This is a genomic window from Paenibacillus jamilae (assembly GCF_050482105.1).
GTDB lineage: Bacteria > Bacillota > Bacilli > Paenibacillales > Paenibacillaceae > Paenibacillus > Paenibacillus jamilae_B.
In genome coordinates this window covers 1-19831 of record NZ_JBCNHI010000023.1, presented here as the reverse complement: position 1 = coordinate 19831, position 19831 = coordinate 1, and the positions used below count along the sequence as shown (strand labels likewise).

Sequence of the window (19831 nt, the reverse complement as noted above, 5' to 3'; positions counted from 1 at the left end):
GAACTGGAATCCATGGAGGTGTTAAGGATGATAAAAATAGTAACATCAGCAGAGAGACATACCTCAAATAAAGGATGGATTCATAGTGAATTTAGCTTTTCATTTGCAGATTATGAAGATCCGAGCAATGCCCATTTTGGATGTATGCTAGCCCATAATGATAATGAGCTTAAACCACAGCAAGGGTTCAAAAGACATCCGCATCATGATTTGGAAATTGTCACCTATGTAATTGAAGGTCTGCTGCATCATAGTGACAGCTTGGGACATGAGCAGGATTTGAAAAGCGGCTCGGTCCAGGTTATGAGTGCGGGCACTGGAATTGAACACGAGGAGCGAAATACTGGGGATGAAAAACCGGTCCGTTTTTTGCAAATGTGGTTCCTACCCGAGCGCCCGGACCTTCAGCCATCTTATCAGGTACAAAGATTCAAGCACAGTGAACGCCTCAATCGACTTCAACCCGTTGTGTCTGGTTCAAAGGTGGAGGGAGCCCTATCGATTGCACAGGATATAAATCTGTATCTGAGCAGATTGGAAAAGGGACAGCAGCTTGAATATCCGCAGCAAGAGGAGCGTCGCACTCACATTTATATCATTAGCGGTCATGTCGAAGTGACGTGTCAGGATGGGGAATTTCAGTTAAGCCCTGGTGATGCCGCGCGAATTCAAAAAAGCTGTACATTAAAGATACTAGCTACAGGGAATGAGGAAATATCTGAACTGGTAGTAGTAGATTTGCCTTGAGCCATCCATGGGTAAAGGAAGAAGTGTATGAACATACGTATATATATCAAAGAAATAAAGCTCGTATCCCTTGTGCGTCTATTCAAACGACCAGGAGATACGAGCTTTATTTATAGTGAAAAAGCTTAATGTAGCTGTAGCCAAGCTGTCTGTCCTACAAGCAGATTTAGGAGGACTTGCGCAATCTGCCCAGTTCGGAGACAATGGCTTCAACCTCTGAAATGCTGAGGTTAGGTTTGCTCATTACCATATCATAGACATCACGGATGTCCTCGTATTGCTCTAGCGAGAAAGCGGAAGCCTGCATAGCAGCACCACTCGCCATACGGAGCTTGGTTTTAATGCCCTCAATCATATACTCAATGTTGGCATGAGACGGTACAGACAAATCCATCGTTAATGTTCCATCCTTTCATAACAGGGGAAGTTGCCTGTATTGTATCATGTTTTTGTTGTAGAATGTACTGATAGCCAGATTACCGGTATACAACTGAATGAAGGAGGATGGACAAAGTTGTCTTTGTATAACCGAGCTTCCACATCCGGGCGCTCACCCTTGGAATCTAATGTAGAGAAAACAGATCGCGACGGACTTGCACCGTTTTTCCGGGACATTCGACAGCAGCATGCTATAGATAAGCTGACTTTTGTTTGTATCGGTACTGACCGCTCATCGGGTGACTCACTCGGACCACTGGTAGGCACCATGCTCAAGGAGCAAGGCTTTTCGCATGTGATTGGCACAATGACGGAGCCTTGTGACGCGGATCATCTGGTTCCATACCTGGAGCGTATTCCCAAGGATCATCATGTGATCGCCATAGATGCTTGTCTTGGACAGCACGGCTCTACGGGAATGTTCCTTGTTACCCATGGACCGCTAACTCCTGCACGATCGGTCGGGCTATCTCTGCCATCCATCGGGCATTATAGCGTTGCAGCGATTGTGAATGAGCGCAGCCCCAAACCCTACTGGACGCTCCAGATGACGTCGCTTCACCTGGTCATGACGATGGCAGCATATATTGCAGATGCAGCGGCTTGTGAATTTGGCCTAAAAACAGCTTCGCAAGATTTTCCAGCCGGCTACCGTTTCAGATATTGATGGTCTGCTTAATAATATACATCAGCATGTTCTTCTTACTACAATATTCAGAACTAATAGATTATATACAGAGAAGGAAGGGTTCCACATGGAAAAGGTATTATGCGAAGGAACGACGATCTGTTATGCCGAACAGGGAAAAGGAGATCCGATCATTCTGGTGCACGGATTTTGCGGAAGCTCTTCCTATTGGGATGAGGTTGTTCCCTTGCTGTCCCCAAGCTATCGTTGTATTGTTCCAGACTTGCGTGGACACGGACGCAGTGATGCTCCACTTGGAGCCTATACGATCGATCTGATGGCAGACGATGTGCTTAAACTTCAAGAACAATTGGACATTCCTCAGGCTGCATGGTTTGGTCACTCTCTAGGAGGCTACTTAGCCCTTTCCGCGGCACAAAGACATGCCGAGCGTCTTACAGCCTTTGGGCTGATTCATTCCACGGCTTATGCAGATACGGACGAAGGTAAAGAAAAGCGGAGCAAGGCTGTATCGACCATTCAAACGGAGGGGATTACAACCTTTGTAGATGGACTCGTACCAGGGTTGTTTGCTCCTGAACATGTGGAGTCAATGCCGAGCCAACTACTCAAAGTTAAAGAAATTGGCTACAAAACACCTCCGCAAGGAGCCGTAGGAGCATCGCTGGCTATGCGCGAGCGCCCGGACCGTCGGGATGTGCTGTCAGCTTCTGCGTTGCCAGCTCTTTTGGTAGCAGGGGAGCAGGATCAGGCAGTTCCTCCAGCACGAACGTTCACAACAGATCGGGCCGGAGTCACTCAGGTTACCCTACCGGAGTCTGGACACATGAGCTTGTTTGAAGCACCAGAGTTATTAGCGAAAGCCATCTTGTCATTTTTGGAGCAAAACTTGAAGTAATAGAGGTGGGTAAGTTCAAAAACCGGAACCTTCTGATGCTGTAACAGAGGGAATCCGGTTTTTTGCCGACTTGTTGCTTCATATCGGTTGATGTGTAGAATGTCTAAGTCATATTATTTTTGTCCAAGGCAAACGCCGTCGGCAAACCGTCAATGCTTTCTAAATTTTTCTCGTATGCATACTTTTTAAGTGCTTCTTCGCCCATCTGAACCGCCACGTCCTTCAGCTTTTCCCGTTCGCTCGTGAAAGTCATGAAGGGAACTGCAAACCCACATGAATGTTGCACCATATGAACATCAACAACAATGATTTGTCTTGCTCCAGGCAGTGGATTGAAGAGAGGGTACAGCTCATGCCAACGCTCTGTATTGGGCAGCACGACTGTGCCTGTACCAAAGAGCCTTAATACACAGGGCTCTCCTTCAAATGCACAGAACATGATGGTTACCCGACCATTTTCTATAATGTGTGCACTTGTCTCATTGCCACTTCCCGCCAAGTCAAGATAGGCTACTTTATGATCAGACAATATACGAAAAGAATCATATCCCTTGGGGGAAATATTCACATGCCCCGTCTTGGAGACAGGTGCCGATCCTACAAAAAAAATATGCTGTCGCTGTATGAACTCTTTATATTTCGGTAGTATCGAACTAAATTGATTTCCCATACTTCAACATCCTCTCCGTAAAATATCAAAACGTATTTTGTTTCGATCGAAAATAAATATTATATTTTATTGTATAAATAAAGATTATATAATGATTATTTTTGTTTCTTATGAAACGAAAATAACACGATAATAACAGAAAATCAAGTTCTGATTCCCAAATACTTGTATTTCTTAGTCACATGATCTGGCACATAACACTTTACTAACGGAATATTACGTGTCATATGTGATTTTTTGAAGTGCTGGAACGTTGATGCTATAAATGATTTGTAATTGTACTAAATGGGAATACGCCATAATGGGGCATTTGGCTTTTAGACAAGGATGTCTTACAATCAGGAGGGACAGGGTTCCTGGTTCTCTAGCATCGGGATGAAAGGAAGGGAACGGCTTGCTTAGAAAAGATTATTTGCTTAGCATGATGGAAGAATTGACATCCGCAGTAGCATCAGTGCTTGGTCTGAGGCGTGAAAATAAACACGTCGAAGCGCTAAAACAACTCGATGACTTACTCGACAAGCAGTTTCGCCTTCGTTCAGATTTGCTCAGACGATTGCCGCCGGAACAAATTATTGAGCTTTTCCGAATGGGTCCTGGGATGGAAGCGGATGAGCTTCAGCAAGTGGCTCGCATTCTGGAAGAAGAAGCTGTTATATACATGGAAACCAGCAAAATAGATGAGGGCATACGAATTTTAATGAAATCTCTCCATTTATATTTGTACAGCGACCTAAATGGCGCGAATCGTGATTTACAGGTCCTGCCTGAACGAATAGCGTGTATCGTACAATTGGTTCATGAATATGAGCTTCCTCCTGAAACCAGCAAGCTGTTGGCTGCTCATTATGAGCAGGAAAACAGGTTGGACCAAGCCGCTGATGTCTGGTTTGGATTGGCATGGGAGCAGCCAGAGCTGGGATCGGAAGCAGAGGCATTTTACAGTCAGTTACTGGATAAGACCGATGCAGAGCTGGAACTGGGTGGAATTTCACGCCAGGAAATCATCGAGGGTTTGTCCGAGATCACCCAATTACATGAAAGAAAGTGAGATGTACCTTTTGGATTCACTGCGCGAACTTGTATACCAATTGACCACGGGGGGCTCCCTCATCACAGCAACGCTGAGTCAGCTGCGCAAACGTGAGGATGCTTCTTTTACTAAAGTGCAAATCAAACCTGTGGAATTGAAAAACAAACTGCATTACCAGTTTGCCTTTCATTACACCAACAAAGTCATTCATGAAAATCTGACCCCTGACGAAGCTAGTGAGCGCATGACTGCCTTGTTTGAGGACACGTTTCGCCAAGGACTTCTATGTGCCAAGGATGCAGACTATCAGGTGCTAATCAGTAAAAAATATAAAGTATCCATTCTGACAAAGTCACCGAGCAAAAGTAAAGCCGATCTGTCTCATAATCGCAAAAAGCAATATGTGCTTGAGGAAGGAGAGCATATTCCTTTCCTGATCGAGCTGGGGATTATGAATGAAGATGGAAAGGTACTGGCCCGTAAATACGATAAATTCCGTCAAATCAACCGTTTTCTCGAAATGGTGCAGGATGTATTGCCTAGCCTTCCGGTAGGCCGCCCATTGACGATTGTGGATTTTGGCTGCGGCAAGTCGTATTTGACCTTTGCCTTATATCACTATTTGGCAGTACAGCAAAAACGACCTTTGCAGATTGTCGGTTTGGATTTGAAGGCAGATGTTATTGAAACCTGTAATGTTCTGGCGCAAAAGCTGCATTATCGACAGTTGGAGTTCCTGGTCGGAGATATCGCAGACTATAACGAACTGGAGCAGGTGGATATGGTCGTTACCTTGCATGCATGTGATACCGCAACAGATGCAGCGCTGGAAAAGGCTGTCCGCTGGGGAGCGTCCGTCATTTTATCAGTTCCGTGCTGTCAGCATGAGCTGTTTGGCCAACTGAAAAATCCGGTAATGGAGCCCTTGCTCTCCCATGGCATTTTAAAGGAGCGCTTTTCTGCACTCGCAACGGATGGAATCCGGGCCAAGCTATTGGATATGATGGGGTACCGGACACAGCTCTTGGAATTTATCGACATGGAGCATACACCTAAAAATATTCTGATTCGTGCCGTTAAAGGCCAAGCGGGAGAACGGTCTGCTCTGTGGCGCGAGTACACAGCTTTTCGGGATTTTATACATGCTGATCCTTATTTGGAACGTGCTTGTGCGGATTTGCTTCCCGAAGGAGCGGGGCAGAAGCAGACACACAGCTAGGAATATAGTAAAAGTGGAGCCACTGCGGAGTGGCTCCACTTTTTTTGGAACAGTTCAAGGTTGCTGTACGCAAACATCTACCCGCCATAGGCACTTCTAAAAGCGGTGCACAAGACATCGCGATCCACTTTCCATAATACTGCGAGCTCCTCGCTGACATCTTCGTCCCACCAGTCACACAGTAGCTTGCGATTGCTACGGTTTTCCGCAATCCAGATGAGGTGTCCGATGACCTTGCGGCAGTAAAGCTCCTCGCCCTGCTTGACCAGAACAGGGGCAATGTGAACAGGCAGACGTTTGCAGGTTCGGTACAGCTCTTTGCTGCATGCGCGGCGGATACCACGAGCTGTAGGTAAACGGGATTGTGGATTGTCATGTTTGGGGAATTTGCCGGGAGGCATATTATACCCCCTCCTCTCTCTCACAACTTATGCGGGTATAGGAGCCGGGGTCACTGACCTCCCTGATTGAGTGAAGTGGCGACTTGTTCTGCCGCTGTGATACACTAATGAAAATAGAGAAACAGGCAGGGAGTGGGCAGAGAAATGGACCATATATCTAGTATCATTAATTATTTGTTTGAGATCATTCGTAGTCTTGGGTATTTTGGTATTATGCTAGGCTTGATGGTGGAGGTCATACCAAGTGAAATTGTTCTCGCTTACGGCGGGTTTTTAGTATCATCAGGTCATATTAATTTTTTTGGCGCAGTCGTTTTTGGAACGATTGGCGGGGTGCTAGCCCAGCTGTTTATTTACTGGATCGGGCGCTATGGCGGTAGACCAGTATTGGACAAGTATGGTAAATACTTACTCATCAAAAAAAGTCATGTTGACCACGCTGAAGCCTGGTTTAATAGATACGGCACAGGGGTCATTTTTACAGCTCGCTTTATCCCTGTTGTTCGCCATGCGATCTCAATCCCTGCCGGGTTGGCTCGAATGAACGTATGGCGCTTTATTATTTTGACGACGCTGGCGATTATACCTTGGTCTGTTTTGTTTATATATTTAGGTATGCTGCTGGGAGACAAGTGGGAGCAAATTGACGAAGTAGCGGCACCTTACATCAAGCCCATTTTGCTGGTTGCACTTGCACTCTTGATCATTTATTTTGTAATCAAATGGATTGTAGCCAAAAACAAAAAAGGAAGTGTATAACATGAGTCGTACTAACGTATCGCAATATTTCGGCAAGGGCCTGAGCCCCGAGCAGTTTATGGTAGGCATGGAAAAGAACCAAGAAGCCTTCCGCTCTGGATACGATCAGTTTGTGTGGAGCAGCGAAGAGGACCGGGAGTTTTTTGAAAGCTTGAACCATCGTGATGATCTGCGTGTGCTTATTTTGGCTGCTGACTGGTGTGGGGATGTCGTACGCAATGTGCCAGTTGTGTTCCGCGCGCTGGAAAATAGCGGCATTCCAACAGAAGTATTGATTCTGGAAAATCACCAGGCGCTGATGGACGACTTCCTGACGATGGGTGGACGCGCTGTGCCGATTGTGATTTTTGCGGATACTGGGGGCCACGTACTGGGTCACTGGGGACCACGTCCTGCACATGTCCAACAAATTATGATCGAATTCAAACGTGAAAATCCAGATCGGGAAGCCGATGATTATCAAGAAAAAATCGCAGTTGCTCGCAAAGAAATGGCTGCAAAATATGGGGAGGGAACCGAGGTTCATCCTGTGATTGTTCAGGAATTACGCGAGCTGATCTCGGGATTTTAACTTATGACCTTATCCATTCGCAGCTTTAATCTCGGTCCACTTCAAACGAATGCTTATTTGCTTCAAGGGGAAGATCCGCAGCGCGCCGTTATTATTGATCCAGGAATGAATCCGGGACCTTTGCTGAGAGCGATTGAATCCCTGACCATTGAAGCTATTCTGCTGACCCACGCCCATTTTGACCATATTGGAGGGGTAGAGGAGATCCGCAATGCCAAAGGATGCCCGGTGTATCTGCACGCCTTGGAGCAAGACTGGCTCACATCTCCTAAGCTGAACGGCTCCCTGATGTGGCCAGAGGCGTCTCCACCGATCTCGACAGAACCTGCTGAATATGATTTGGCAGAAGGCCAGCAATTAAAGCTAATCGGGAACACGTTTAAGGTGCTCCATACACCGGGGCATTCACCCGGAAGTGTTAGCTTCTTGTGTGGCAAAGACCTTTTCTCCGGGGATGTGCTATTCCGTCAGGGCGTCGGACGCACAGATCTGACTGGTGGTCGGGAACGCGATTTGTACGATTCCATTCAAAATAAGTTGTTTCCGCTCGGAGATGACGTTACAGTTTATCCCGGTCATGGACCCAAAACAACTATTGGTTATGAGAAAGTCCACAATCCGTATATTCGGTAAATCTGATGAACATATATTGAGGCAAAATCATAGAAGTGACAGGTTTTGCCTCATTTCGACAACAAAATATAATTTATGTATAGACAAAGGTTTTTATTTTTGTTAACATACATTTATTAAAGTTACATACTAAACTCGCGAAGCACGCAAGCTGTGGATGAATCCCGGTTTGCGTTCTTTTTTTTACCCATTAAGAGGATAAAGAGGCATGAGGCCGTCAGATCACAAGGGGGAGCAAGAATGAAAAGAAAACATATATATGGGGTACATCGTGAGAACGAAGGCAGTTTTCGTCTTGCCGAAATAATAGATATTGAAGATGCTGTAGTAGATTCCGAACCGAAGATCATTACTTGGAAAAAGATAAAACGGCGGGGCGGAATCCTTACGCAAGACTGGCATATACGGCTCAATGAGCATAGAAATGGACGCGGAGACGGTCGATTATGAAGATACATAGATGATATAGACAAGCTTCCTTTTTTTTAGTAGACTTAGCAGATAAGTTCAGACAAACGGGGGGCTAACGATGCATCATTTAGGAGCTAGAATTATGATCGTCGCGGATGCTTTTGAGCAGAATCTTCCTGTGGGCGAACATGGCTATATCATTGCTTACGACCGTAATGCGGACAATGCTTTTGACTATGTCATTCGCGTACCGAAGGTGAATCGCAATTTTTTCGTACCATCCGGTGATATCGAGCTCGAAGAAAGTATTCTTAAGCTGGAAGCCGAGCGGATTGAACGTGAAGCGCTGATAGATTACGCCCTTGCTACTCATAATGAGAAGCTGTTCAGACATGTGATGAACGGTGGTCATGATTCAGTAGAGACTGAGGAAGAAGAAACCGCGGCAGAATTGTTGTCACAGGCTGATTTTATCAAACAAGTTAATTTACGTGCTTGGATATAGGAGTCGGCAATTGCCGACTCTTTTTAACAATAAATGATGGCACGATTTCAGCTGCTATAGTTTTCTCGAAAGAGCACCGAGAGGTGCTTTTTTTATATTCTTTTAGTAACATTTACCTCATTAATGTACAGTTTGCTTCTGTACCGCGTCAAAGATTGAATTGTATAGGGTTCTATCCTATAATTAAAAACGTTATTTCAAAGTTCGGTGTAATATTTTTGATACCAGAATTTCGCAAAATCCGATTTCAGACGCTTATTGGATTGTTGCATATACATGAGGAGGGTTTCGAATGAACATTTCCAAGGAAGATGTCCGTCACGTAGCCAGGCTATCCCGGTTAAATCTGACCGAGACAGAGGAAGAAACCATGACAGGACAATTAAATGCCATTCTCCATTATGCGGAGAAGCTGAATGAGTTGGATACGGAGCAGGTAAAACCGACCACTCATGTGCTTCACGTCAGCAATGTCATGCGGGACGACGAAGTTCGCGAAAGTTTGACACACGAGCAAGTGATGCGTAATGCACCTGAAGAAGAAGACGGACAGTTTAAAGTTCCTGCTGTTCTGGAATAGATTTTACATTTGAAAGGAGGATGCAAATTGAGCTTGTTTAATAACACATTGCCGGAAATACATAACAAGCTGCATCAAAAGGAAATTTCAGTGAGTGATCTGGTGGGACACGCTCTGGAGACAATTGATGCGCGGGAAGAGAAGATCAGAGCCTATATTACTGTCGACGAGGAACAGGCTCGGGCATCTGCACGTCAGCTGGATGATCAGCTGATTTCGGGAGAGGAACGAGGGTTGTTGTTTGGCCTGCCGGTCGGTATTAAGGATAATATCGTGACAGAAGGGCTACGCACTACATGTGGAAGTCAGTTTTTGAAAAATTTTGATCCTGTTTACGATGCCACAGTTGTCGGTAAGTTGCGCGCAGCGCAAACGGTGACACTTGGTAAAATGAACATGGACGAATTCGCCATGGGCGGTTCGAACGAGAACTCCAGCTTTTTCCCTGCACGTAACCCTTGGGATTTAGAACGTGTTCCCGGCGGTTCCAGTGGCGGCTCGGCTGCAGCTGTTGCGGCGGGTGAAGCTTATTTCACGCTCGGTTCCGATACAGGGGGCTCCATTCGCCAGCCCGCTTCTTATTGCGGCGTAGTTGGTCTAAAACCCACCTACGGTCTGGTATCCCGTTTTGGCCTGGTGGCCTTTGCCTCATCTTTAGACCAAATCGGACCGATTACCAAAAATGTTCAAGATTCGGCCTATGTCCTGCAAGCCATTGCTGGCTATGACTCGAAGGACTCCACTTCTGCGAAGGTAGACATTCCTGATTATTTGAATGCTTTAACCGGAGATGTGAAAGGACTTCGTATCGCTGTGCCTAAAGAGTATCTTGGTGAAGGCGTAGATCCGCAGGTCAAGGAAAAGGTGCTTGATGCATTGAAAACACTGGAAGGATTGGGCGCTGTATGGGAAGAGGTATCTCTTCCACACACGGAATATGCGGTTGCGACATACTACCTGCTGGCTTCATCCGAAGCATCGTCCAATCTGGCCCGCTTTGACGGCGTGCGCTATGGTGTACGCGCTGATAATCCGGATAACCTGCTTGATCTGTACCATCAGTCTCGTACGCAAGGGTTTGGTCCTGAGGTGAAGCGTCGGATTATGCTCGGTACCTATGCACTCAGCTCCGGGTACTACGATGCTTATTATTTGAAAGCTCAAAAAGTGCGCACACTGATCAAACAGGATTTTGATCGTGTATTTGAACAATATGATGTAATTATCGGGCCTACTGCACCGACTACCGCGTTCAAAATCGGCTCCCAAGTGGACGACCCATTGACTATGTATTTGAACGATATTTTGACGATTCCAGTAAGTTTGGCTGGCGTGCCGGCTATTAGTATTCCTTGTGGTCTTGCAGATGGAATGCCAGTCGGACTACAAATTATCGGAAAAGCCTTTGATGAGTCTTCTGTACTGCGTGTAGCGCATGCATTCGAACAAAATACTGAATTTCACAAGCAGCGTCCGCAGCTGTAATTTGCCAAAAAGGAGGGAACCTATTCATGTCTACAACTACATCGAAGTATGAGACGGTCATCGGACTTGAAGTCCACGTGGAGTTGCATACGAAGTCTAAAATATTTTGCGGATGCTCGACATCCTTTGGAGCGCCGCCAAACTCTCATACATGTCCGGTCTGTCTAGGACATCCGGGGGTATTGCCGGTATTGAACCGTCAAGCCGTTGATTATGCGATGAAAGCGGCAATGGCGCTCAATTGCACCATCGCTGATGTGAGCAAGTTTGACCGTAAGAACTATTTCTACCCTGATTCACCGAAGGCTTACCAAATTTCGCAATATGACCAACCGATCGGTGAGCATGGCTGGATTGATATTGAAGTGAACGGTGAAACCAAGCGTATCGGCATTACGCGGTTGCATCTGGAAGAGGATGCGGGGAAATTAACCCATGTTGATGGTGGCTATGCGTCTTTGGTTGATTTTAACCGGGTCGGCACACCGTTGGTTGAAATCGTTTCGGAGCCGGACATATCTTCGCCGGAAGAAGCCAAGGCTTATCTGGAAAAAATACGTGCCATTATGCAGTATTGTGATGTATCCGATGTGAAGATGGAGGAAGGATCACTTCGCTGCGATGCGAATATCAGTCTTCGTCCGCATGGGCAAAAAGAGCTGGGAACCAAAGCAGAACTGAAAAACATGAACTCCTTCCGTGGCGTACAGCGCGGACTGGAATATGAGCAGTTCCGACAAGAGCAGACGCTTGAAGAAGGCGGAACGATCGTACAGGAAACGCGTCGCTGGGATGATGCACAAGGTAAAACCCTGTCCATGCGTGGTAAGGAGCAGGCGCACGACTATCGTTATTTCCCAGACCCAGATCTCGTTACACTGCATATTGATGAGGAGTGGAAAGAGCGTATCCGTGCCTCGATTCCTGAATTACCCGATCAGCGGAAAGCACGTTACACTTCGGAATACGGATTACCTGAGTATGATGCACAGGTAATTACATCCTCCAAGCCATTGGCTGATTTGTTTGAGGATAGTCTTCAGTACACCAAGGATGCCAAAGCAGTCTCCAACTGGATTATGGGAGATTTACTCGGCTATTTGAATAGTACCGGTGTAGAACTGTCTCAGGTTAAATTGACAGGTCGGGGCTTGGGTGAAATGATCGGGCTGCTGGAGAAGGGAACGATCAACAGTAAAATTGCCAAAACAGTCTTTAAGGAAATGCTGGAAAGTGATAAACTGCCACAGCAAATTGTTGAAGAAAAAGGGCTTGTGCAAATCAGTGATGAAGGTGCAATTCTGACAATTGTCGAACAAGTTGTAGTAGCCAACCCGCAATCGGTCGAGGATTACAAAGCTGGCAAGCAAAAGGCCATCGGCTTCTTGGTCGGTCAAGTGATGAAGGAGAGCAAGGGCAAAGCTAACCCTGGCCTCGCTAATAAGTTGCTGACAGAAGTGTTGAACCGATAATGGCATAGTTATGAGAGGGGCTTGTCTTTTAGGGACAAGCCCCTTTTTCATAGGTGCAAAGAAACGCGTATGGGCATCAAACAAGCATTAGGAGCTTGTTGACATATGATGAGGTTCCTTAGGAGGGCAAACAGTATGGTTACCCTATGTTCATTGGAAGATGATGATATTGTCAGTCAGATATGGCGTCTTCAGCACGTCGCCTATAGACTGGAAGCTGAGCTGATCGGGTTTAATGAGATTCCTCCGCTGATGGATACATTGGAGACGCTGAGAGGCTGCGGAGAGTCTTTTTATGGATGGCTGGAGGATGGTGAGCTATTAGGGGCGCTGGCTGTGCAGTCTGAGTCGTCCGGTTCGCTTACCCTTACACGTATGATGGTTCATCCAGATCATTTTCGCCAAGGAATTGCAGACTCCTTAATGAGGCATGTTTTAAATGAATATCAGTATGTCCCCCTATTTATCGTCACTACAGGGACTTCAAACACTCCTGCGGTGGCACTTTATCGAAAACATGGTTTTCGCCCTGTTTCCGCGGCAGAGGTGGCCCCAGGCGTGGAATTAACCACCTACCATTTGCATAACGTGGAATAATACTCACAAACCGTGTGCCCGGACAGGGAAGCACGACACAACCGGGAGGAGAGACTCGAATGAATAATCCGTGGATTATAGATGATTCACATATCATTTTACGGCTATTACTTTCCATGCTTCTCGGTGGATTTATTGGCTTTGAGCGTGAACGTTCCAATCACGCTGCTGGTTTGCGGACTCACATTATGGTCAGTCTTGGTTCAACGCTGATTATGCTACTCTCCATTTACGGCTTTGCTGATTTTATTAAAGAAGCTAATGTGCGTATAGATCCAGCTCGTTTGGCTACGGCGGTGATTACTGGCGTAGGTTTTTTGGGAGCAGGTACGATTATGTTTACGGGTAAATCCATTACTGGACTCACGACGGCGGCTTCCATTTGGGTTGTAGCTGCTATTGGCCTTGGAGTGGGAGCAGGCTTCTATTTCCCTTCTATAGCGGCAACTGCGCTCGTATTTTTAAACTTATGGGTATTCAACAAATTAGAACTTCGGTATATGCGTGGGCGCAAGCCTCATCTTATTACGTTGTATGGATTGTCCTCTCACGGATTGCTGGAGCAAATTTCGGCTTATCTTGAGCATGAAAAAGTAGAAATACGTAAAATCATGATTAAAGAACATGAAAATGTTCCATTTCATGAACTGCACCCAGATCGGCAAAGCATGGAGGTTTCCTTGGAGGTGCTGGCCCGACATCACTTTAATCCAGTACGTATTGCAGCTGATTTACGACAATGGGAAGATATAGCTGCAGTCTCCGTTGAATGATCATATACCTTTTATTTACAGTTACTCTCAAATCTGATTGGGGTACTATGTTACCATCAAAGTTTTTTCAGCGGAGCTACGTATGGAATTCAAAGGGGAGGATGGCATGAACTCGGAACAACCGTTACCGTCGAGAGAGTCCGGACAGGCTGAACAGCCACATGGACAGAAACAGCGGGGGCGTCTGCAATACGCTAAATTTCGCAAGGTAATTGCCATTATCATGGCAGCACTGATACCTGGAATGGGACATCTTTTTTTAGGACTATTTATTAGGGGGCTTACATTTATTGTATTGCTTCTGCTAGATATTTTTGCAATGCTGTATGTTTCCTCCGATGGATTGAGGATTAACATCCCATTACTTATCTTGCTTGGCTTGTTTATACCCGTTTTATATTTTTATAATGTATATGATACCTTACAGTCAGCGGATTACATGGTTCGTTATCGGCGCAAGCCAGATCAACATGCACGAATGGATGCTAGAGGTCAGCAAAGCAGTCCTTTTTATGCATGGGAAAGAGGTTTTGCTTTTGCCGTGCTACTGGTGGCAGGTGGTGGACTTATGATTTTATTCCGCATGAAACCTCGCTGGCTAGGCATTTTCTTCGAAGATTACGGGTTCTTGACGCTGGCCATTATATTAACGATGATCGGTTTATTCCTTTTTCTAAGGGAAGCTTTTCTGTCCTTTAGACGTAAAAAGTTGAAAGAAAGAGGGTGAAGCAGGCGTGCACCGCAAAATAAGAGTCGGCCGCTACACCGCTTCGCTTCTGTTGATGGCTGTAGGCATTTTATTGATTGTAGATGTGCTTCAGAACACCGAATACATGCTTCAGCTCCTTGTGTGGTGGCCTGTAATCTTTGTGCTTTGGGGAATGGAGTATCTGATTTTTTTTGGCGTGCACTATCGCAAAGAGGGCAAGTCTGACAACGGACGACGTTTCAGACCTGACTTAAAGGGAATACTGTCCGCCTTGATTGTGGCAGCTTCTGTTTTTATCGTGACCCAGCAAAATCACTATATGTACTTGTGGAACCGGGTTAGTCTCAATCTGACATCGGGCTCTATGGATTTTAGCCAAGCTAAAGAGAATCGGTATGATATGGGTGGTATGCTGATACCTGTAACTATGCAAACGTCCGATTTAGTAGTTGATTCAGTAAATGGAGATATAACACTGATCAGGCGGCCTGTGTCCAATATAGAGGTACGCGGGACTCTATGGGTGGATCAAGCGCCTGCTGCCGAGGCAGACAAGATTGCTCAAGCTTCTTCACTGACTTCTACCGACGGCAAGACCATTCAGATTCGCCCGGAGGTAAAGTCATACGGAGCATCAAGTAAACGACAGCCTCGTATGAACCTGTTGATCACTGTGCCGGAGGATCGGAGATTCAATATGCAGATTAGAACCTCCAACGGGAATATTACCTTAAATGGAATTGACGCTATCGACAGCATCCGGCTTGAGAGCGGTAATGGAAACCTTACAGTTAATGATGCAATCGGTAATGTCAAAGGAGGCACCCTGAACGGTCAGATTAAATTGCACCGGATTAGCGGGGATGTGGATGTACGCACAAATCGTGGAGATATGCAGGCAGGGGATATTGAAGGAGCTGTATCCCTCCATACTATGGTAGGCGACATTCAGGTTGCTCGCTCTGAAGGGGATATCACCGTCGATACTCAAAATGGTGATATGAATGTGCTGAATTCTACAGCCAAGCTGAATGCAAATTCGCTTAATGGAGCAATCAAAGTGCATAGCGAGCATGTAGGTGGAGATTGGAAAATATACAGTGCTGTCGGTGATATCGTATTGGACCTTCCATCGAATGGAGATTTTCAGTTAGAGGGTTCAAGCAGTTATGGTAATCTTCAGTCCGATTTTCCATTTAAGATAGACAGTAAAAGCATCTCAGGTCAAAACGGTACAGGCAAGTATGTGATTAACGTAGAGGGTAACAGCAATTTAACCATTAAAAAGTTACTGATGCCGTCGTTACCCGAATTGGATGATTCCGAGGGGGCGACTGCGCCTGATACTTCTGGAGTCTCTCCGGATGCACCTGGGGTTCCTGTGACAGATACTTCTATAGGAACATCCGGTGACAATACGGCGCGTTGACAAGAAACTTGAGTAGACCGTACAATGTGAGTAGCTTTAGAAGTAATTTTAGAAGTAATTTGTAAATAGATGCGTGGTAATTGATAGGATTGCAAGTAAGGGATAAGGCGGTGGACATATATGGCAGCACGCGTCCAGCATGCTTTGGAACTTCTGAAGAAGACAGGTGTACGCATAACACCCCAGCGCCATGCCATATTAAACTATTTGATGGAATCTATGGGGCATCCGACTGCAGATGAAATATATCGTGCGCTTGAGTCCAAGTTTCCAAGTATGAGTGTGGCTACGGTTTATAATAACTTAAAGATGTTTATAGAAGCGGGTATGGTACATGAGTTGACCTATGGAGATAACGCCAGTCGTTATGATGCCAATATTTCGGAGCACTATCACATCATTTGTGAAAAATGCGGAAAGATTGAAGATTTCAGTTATCCGTATTTGGCAGATGTGGAACGCCATGCCGCGTTGGAAACAGGCTTCGAGGTGCATGGACATCGTATGGAGTTACACGGAGTATGCAAAGCTTGTAGTAACAAACAATCGTAATCAAACAAGGAATAAAAGTTTTTTGTGCGGTATGTATATATTGTAATGGATTGGAAACGTGAGGAATTCCCCATAAGTGGGGATTTACCGCGTTTTTTTGTTTGAATCACATTATTTTTGTCTTAAGTAATCTGTTGATATTACAAAATACAAAAATCTAAAGTTCTAACAATGGAGGTTCAATCTTGGTCAGAAATCATTCCAGACGCCGCCGTAAACGTTCGCGATTCAAAGGAGCGGCAAGCCTGCTATTATTTGCAGCGATTATATGCGCAATTACTGTCGTATGGTACGGTAATCCTCTTCATGAGAAACCCGATTGGCAGGGGAGTATCCGACCTATTTTTATGAAGGGCAAGTTGACTGGGTATGAAGCTCAAAGCTCCGGCAAGCACATGCTAATGCCACTTAAATTGCTTCAAGAGCAGATTGATCCTACACTTCGTTATGAGGATGATAGCCAAAGCATCATCATGGCAACGAGACAAAGCTTGCTCCATATGAATGTCTCAAAGACACAAGGGGAACTAAATGGTAAAACAATCTCGCTTACCTCTGCTCCTCAGATCATTAGCGGAGAGGTGTATATCCCCATAGAGGCGGTACGTGAAGTATATGGTGTATCCATACACGAAGACCCTGTAACTGGTGCTGTTATCCTGATGAAAGCTGGAGAGAAGGTCAGGCTAGGTAGTGTAGAAAAGAAAGATGGGCGACAGGATGCTAGAATCGCTTTGCGTAAAGAAGCCTCTAGCCTATCTTTTATTTTGACTGATGTATCTCAGCAGACGAAAGTACGGATCTGGTCCCAACGGGGCGATTGGTATTTTGTGCAATTAGACAATGGCTATGCAGGATACATTAAGTCAGACTGTATCTCTGAAGGAGAAGAACTTGTGATACCTTCGGTTAAGGACGAACTGTCCATCTCGGAGAAGCATTGGGAGAGTAGACCCGTGAATCTCGCTTGGGAAGCTGTCTATAATCGTAAGCCTGATCCTTCCAAATTTGATCCTATGCCTGGAGTAAATGTGGTAAGTCCTACATGGTTTAGTATCGTTAATCATGAGGGCACTGTAGAAAGCAAGGCTGATCCTGCATATGTCAGCTGGGCACATCGCAAGGGGATGGAGGTATGGGGTTTATTAAGCAACAGCTTTAACCCTGACATAACAACAGAAGCACTATCTACCTTTGAGCGGCGAAAATCGATTATAGACCAGATGATCTCACTTGCTCAAGAATATGATCTGGACGGTATTAATATCGACTTTGAAAATGTTCATACAAAGGATGGCCCCAATGTCACCCAATTTTTGCGTGAACTTAAACCGATGGCTCGTGCGAATGATTTGATATTGTCTATTGATGTCACACCTAAATCTCAAAGCGAGATGTGGTCTGCTTTTTTGGATCGAAAATCATTGGGCGCTATCACAGATTATCTCATGGTAATGGCGTATGATGAGCACTGGGCGGCTAGTCCAAAAGCTGGTTCCGTTGCCTCATTACCTTGGACAGAAGCGTCAATTAAGCGGATTGTTCAGGAAGACGAAGTGCCGCCTCAAAAAGTGGTTTTAGGTATTCCTTTATATACCCGCGTTTGGTCCGAGACTCCCAAAGAAGGGAAAATTAAGGTCACCTCCAAATCAATTGGTATGGATTCAGCGGCCGATATCTTGGCTAAATTCAAATTGAAGCCTACATTTAGAGCTTCCGAAGGTCAGAATTATGTCGAGTATACCGAAGATGGTGTAGTTAAAAAGATTTGGTTAGAGGATCAGGTATCCCTGAAGGCAAGAGTAGAACTTGCTCAATCACTGAAACTTGGTGGAATTGGTGTGTGGAACCGAAGCTTTGCAGATGAAAACGCTTGGATAACGCTGAAAGAAATAATTAAATAAGATAAAAATTTATACAATTGAAGAAGGAAGTCTCTTATTTATGTAGAAATGATCACATGTATCCAAATATCCAATTTAGCGGCTATAGTCGCCTTGAAGGTATGGAGGGAGAAGTGCAGCTAACCAAATTAAATTTGATGCATGATGAATTGTTGCAGGAAGATTCAATAGGTGTTATTTCGTACAGAAAGCCGGGAGAGTATTTTCACGGTTCGATATTGCACGACTTTGATGAACTCATTCTAATTATTGGAGAAGGCCGGAAGCCAGTTCGTTCTATTCAACACTTATTTATTAATGGGTTAAAATGCCAAGTTTTGCACGCAACGCTCAATTGTCTAAAGGGTTGGATTATCGCTGGTGAACAAGCCAACATTATAGATTATGTGCTAGAAGGTCGTATGGTCTGGGAACGGGACGACAGGGTCCGTCTTCTAAGGCAGGAGATTATCGAATTTAAAGATCCACTGCGGGAACAGAAGCGATTTCATGAGTTCTCCCGCTTTCTGGTTAATTATGTTCAAGGGAAAAAAGCAATGCGAGAAGGGCGAATCATAGACGCTTATCAATGTGTTCTGAAGGCACTGGATCATTGGGCGTCTATTGAACTCATTGAATGTGAGATTTATCCAAAGGGTCGCTTATGGGCTCAGGTGCAGCCGCTGGATCGAACGATTGAGAAGCTGTATAACGAGCTCACATTAAGTACGGAAACCCTGGAGCAACGGGTTGAACTGGTACTGCTTGCTTGTGAATTTTCAGTCATGTCAAAAATGGAAGAGTGTTCATCTCCGTTATTCCGTATATTAGGCAGTAGACGGGAACCTTGGTCTATAGATGAACTTATGAATCATCCTGAGCTAGAAAATCTACAATTAGATCTTACCGTCGTGCTCCGCAAACTGGTTTACCGTTCACTTATTAGAGAATCAGCTGTCGGTGAATTTAGGGATCGCGGACAAAATCGTGAACTGCGCTACTCCCTTCTGTGATGAGGGAAGGTTAATTTATAAGGAAGAAGGGTCGATACACGGTCCTTTCTTCCTTTTTTTCTTGTGTGATTTAGATTTTACAGGAGAGCATAACAAATAAATTATTATTTTAGCTTGACGAGTATGTAAAAATTATGCTAAGTTATAACTCGCCCCATTAAGCAACACGAATAATTTGGAACTGTCTAAAGCAGGATAAAAGGTGTTGCATCAAGCGAGAAAATAAATTTTTAAAAAAGTGCTTGACGGAAAATGAGGTTGTGTGTTACATTATTTAAGTCGCCGCTGAGACGCGGTGGTGAAACAAAGCGAAGAATAATGGATGTTTGATCTTTGAAAACTGAACAACGAGTGAGTAAATGATTTTGTTCGCAAAATCAACATTGAGATATTTTATCTCGTCA

Annotated in this window: 23 protein-coding genes; 20 read left to right on the top strand and 3 right to left on the bottom strand. The window is 45.1% G+C overall.

Annotation, left to right across the window (positions count from 1 at the left end; genetic code table 11):
- Positions 1 to 27 precede the first annotated feature (27 nt).
- Positions 28 to 747, top strand: a complete 720-nt coding sequence (locus tag ABEW32_RS22900) for a pirin family protein (RefSeq protein WP_430192112.1) — start codon at positions 28 to 30, stop codon at positions 745 to 747.
- Between the two features lie 166 nt (positions 748 to 913).
- Here the strand turns inward: ABEW32_RS22900 and ABEW32_RS22895 are convergent, their stop codons facing one another.
- Positions 914 to 1141 (bottom strand): DUF1128 domain-containing protein, encoded by a 228-nt coding sequence (locus ABEW32_RS22895; RefSeq protein WP_430192110.1) that lies wholly within the window; start codon positions 1139 to 1141, stop codon positions 914 to 916.
- A 120-nt stretch (positions 1142 to 1261) separates the two neighbouring features.
- Between ABEW32_RS22895 and yyaC the strand changes: the two genes are divergently transcribed.
- Together yyaC and ABEW32_RS22885 are read left to right on the top strand one after the other, a co-directional pair.
- Positions 1262 to 1852, top strand: coding sequence for a spore protease YyaC (gene yyaC, locus ABEW32_RS22890; protein ID WP_430192108.1), 591 nt, complete (start codon positions 1262 to 1264; stop codon positions 1850 to 1852).
- Positions 1853 to 1940: 88 nt separating this feature from the next.
- Entirely contained in the window at positions 1941 to 2732 is a 792-nt protein-coding gene (locus tag ABEW32_RS22885) for an alpha/beta fold hydrolase (protein ID WP_430192106.1), read from the top strand.
- 103 nt (positions 2733 to 2835) lie between these two features.
- On the opposite strand, the gene ABEW32_RS22880 is transcribed toward ABEW32_RS22885, so the two are convergent.
- Positions 2836 to 3402 carry a pyridoxamine 5'-phosphate oxidase family protein gene (locus ABEW32_RS22880; protein WP_430192104.1) on the bottom strand — a complete coding sequence of 189 codons (567 nt, stop codon included), beginning with the start codon at positions 3400 to 3402 and terminating at the stop codon, positions 2836 to 2838.
- A gap of 394 nt (positions 3403 to 3796) precedes the next feature.
- On the opposite strand from ABEW32_RS22880, the gene ABEW32_RS22875 reads away from it, so the two are divergent.
- The gene (locus ABEW32_RS22875; protein ID WP_430192102.1) at positions 3797 to 4453 is read left to right on the top strand and encodes a DUF6483 family protein; all 657 of its coding nucleotides are present in this window, start codon (positions 3797 to 3799) and stop codon (positions 4451 to 4453) included.
- Complete coding sequence (locus ABEW32_RS22870) at positions 4440 to 5654, top strand: class I SAM-dependent methyltransferase (RefSeq protein ID WP_430192100.1); 1215 nt, start codon at positions 4440 to 4442, stop codon at positions 5652 to 5654. The genes ABEW32_RS22875 and ABEW32_RS22870 overlap by 14 nt, the downstream gene beginning before the upstream one ends.
- A 77-nt stretch (positions 5655 to 5731) precedes the next feature.
- Here the strand turns inward: ABEW32_RS22870 and ABEW32_RS22865 are convergent, their stop codons facing one another.
- Positions 5732 to 6055: a dehydrogenase gene (locus ABEW32_RS22865; protein ID WP_430192098.1), complete on the bottom strand. Its 324-nt coding sequence runs from the start codon at positions 6053 to 6055 to the stop codon at positions 5732 to 5734.
- Positions 6056 to 6199: 144 nt separating this feature from the next.
- On the opposite strand from ABEW32_RS22865, the gene uptA reads away from it, so the two are divergent.
- The 15 genes from uptA to ABEW32_RS22790 all read left to right on the top strand — a co-directional run bounded on the left by uptA (position 6200) and on the right by ABEW32_RS22790 (position 19427).
- Complete coding sequence (gene uptA / locus ABEW32_RS22860) at positions 6200 to 6814, top strand: undecaprenyl phosphate transporter UptA (protein ID WP_430192096.1); 615 nt, start codon at positions 6200 to 6202, stop codon at positions 6812 to 6814.
- 1 nt (position 6815) lies between these two features.
- Positions 6816 to 7385: a thioredoxin family protein gene (locus ABEW32_RS22855; protein ID WP_430192094.1), complete on the top strand. Its 570-nt coding sequence runs from the start codon at positions 6816 to 6818 to the stop codon at positions 7383 to 7385.
- 3 nt (positions 7386 to 7388) lie between these two features.
- Entirely contained in the window at positions 7389 to 8018 is a 630-nt protein-coding gene (locus tag ABEW32_RS22850) for an MBL fold metallo-hydrolase (RefSeq protein ID WP_430192092.1), read from the top strand.
- A 240-nt stretch (positions 8019 to 8258) separates the two neighbouring features.
- Positions 8259 to 8468 carry a hypothetical protein gene (locus ABEW32_RS22845; RefSeq protein ID WP_430192090.1) on the top strand — a complete coding sequence of 70 codons (210 nt, stop codon included), beginning with the start codon at positions 8259 to 8261 and terminating at the stop codon, positions 8466 to 8468.
- A gap of 79 nt (positions 8469 to 8547) precedes the next feature.
- The gene (locus tag ABEW32_RS22840) at positions 8548 to 8934 is read left to right on the top strand and encodes a hypothetical protein (RefSeq protein WP_016324719.1); all 387 of its coding nucleotides are present in this window, start codon (positions 8548 to 8550) and stop codon (positions 8932 to 8934) included.
- Positions 8935 to 9226: 292 nt separating this feature from the next.
- Positions 9227 to 9514, top strand: coding sequence for an Asp-tRNA(Asn)/Glu-tRNA(Gln) amidotransferase subunit GatC (gatC, locus tag ABEW32_RS22835; RefSeq protein WP_016820261.1), 288 nt, complete (start codon positions 9227 to 9229; stop codon positions 9512 to 9514).
- A 27-nt stretch (positions 9515 to 9541) separates the two neighbouring features.
- Positions 9542 to 10999: an Asp-tRNA(Asn)/Glu-tRNA(Gln) amidotransferase subunit GatA gene (gene gatA, locus ABEW32_RS22830; protein ID WP_430192087.1), complete on the top strand. Its 1458-nt coding sequence runs from the start codon at positions 9542 to 9544 to the stop codon at positions 10997 to 10999.
- 26 nt (positions 11000 to 11025) lie between these two features.
- A complete protein-coding gene (gene gatB / locus ABEW32_RS22825) occupies positions 11026 to 12471 on the top strand; it encodes an Asp-tRNA(Asn)/Glu-tRNA(Gln) amidotransferase subunit GatB (protein ID WP_430192085.1) in 1446 nt (481 codons plus the stop codon).
- Positions 12472 to 12606: 135 nt separating this feature from the next.
- Entirely contained in the window at positions 12607 to 13068 is a 462-nt protein-coding gene (locus ABEW32_RS22820) for a GNAT family N-acetyltransferase (protein ID WP_430192083.1), read from the top strand.
- Between the two features lie 59 nt (positions 13069 to 13127).
- Positions 13128 to 13841, top strand: coding sequence for an MgtC/SapB family protein (locus tag ABEW32_RS22815; RefSeq protein ID WP_430192081.1), 714 nt, complete (start codon positions 13128 to 13130; stop codon positions 13839 to 13841).
- 82 nt (positions 13842 to 13923) lie between these two features.
- Complete coding sequence (locus ABEW32_RS22810) at positions 13924 to 14568, top strand: hypothetical protein (protein ID WP_430192079.1); 645 nt, start codon at positions 13924 to 13926, stop codon at positions 14566 to 14568.
- Between the two features lie 7 nt (positions 14569 to 14575).
- Positions 14576 to 15979, top strand: coding sequence for a DUF4097 family beta strand repeat-containing protein (locus tag ABEW32_RS22805; protein ID WP_430192077.1), 1404 nt, complete (start codon positions 14576 to 14578; stop codon positions 15977 to 15979).
- Between the two features lie 120 nt (positions 15980 to 16099).
- Complete coding sequence (locus ABEW32_RS22800) at positions 16100 to 16531, top strand: Fur family transcriptional regulator (RefSeq protein WP_013373015.1); 432 nt, start codon at positions 16100 to 16102, stop codon at positions 16529 to 16531.
- A gap of 185 nt (positions 16532 to 16716) precedes the next feature.
- The gene (locus ABEW32_RS22795) at positions 16717 to 18435 is read left to right on the top strand and encodes a glycosyl hydrolase family 18 protein (RefSeq protein ID WP_430192075.1); all 1719 of its coding nucleotides are present in this window, start codon (positions 16717 to 16719) and stop codon (positions 18433 to 18435) included.
- Between the two features lie 56 nt (positions 18436 to 18491).
- Entirely contained in the window at positions 18492 to 19427 is a 936-nt protein-coding gene (locus ABEW32_RS22790; RefSeq protein WP_430192073.1) for a nucleotidyltransferase-like protein, read from the top strand.
- Positions 19428 to 19831: the final 404 nt, after the last annotated feature.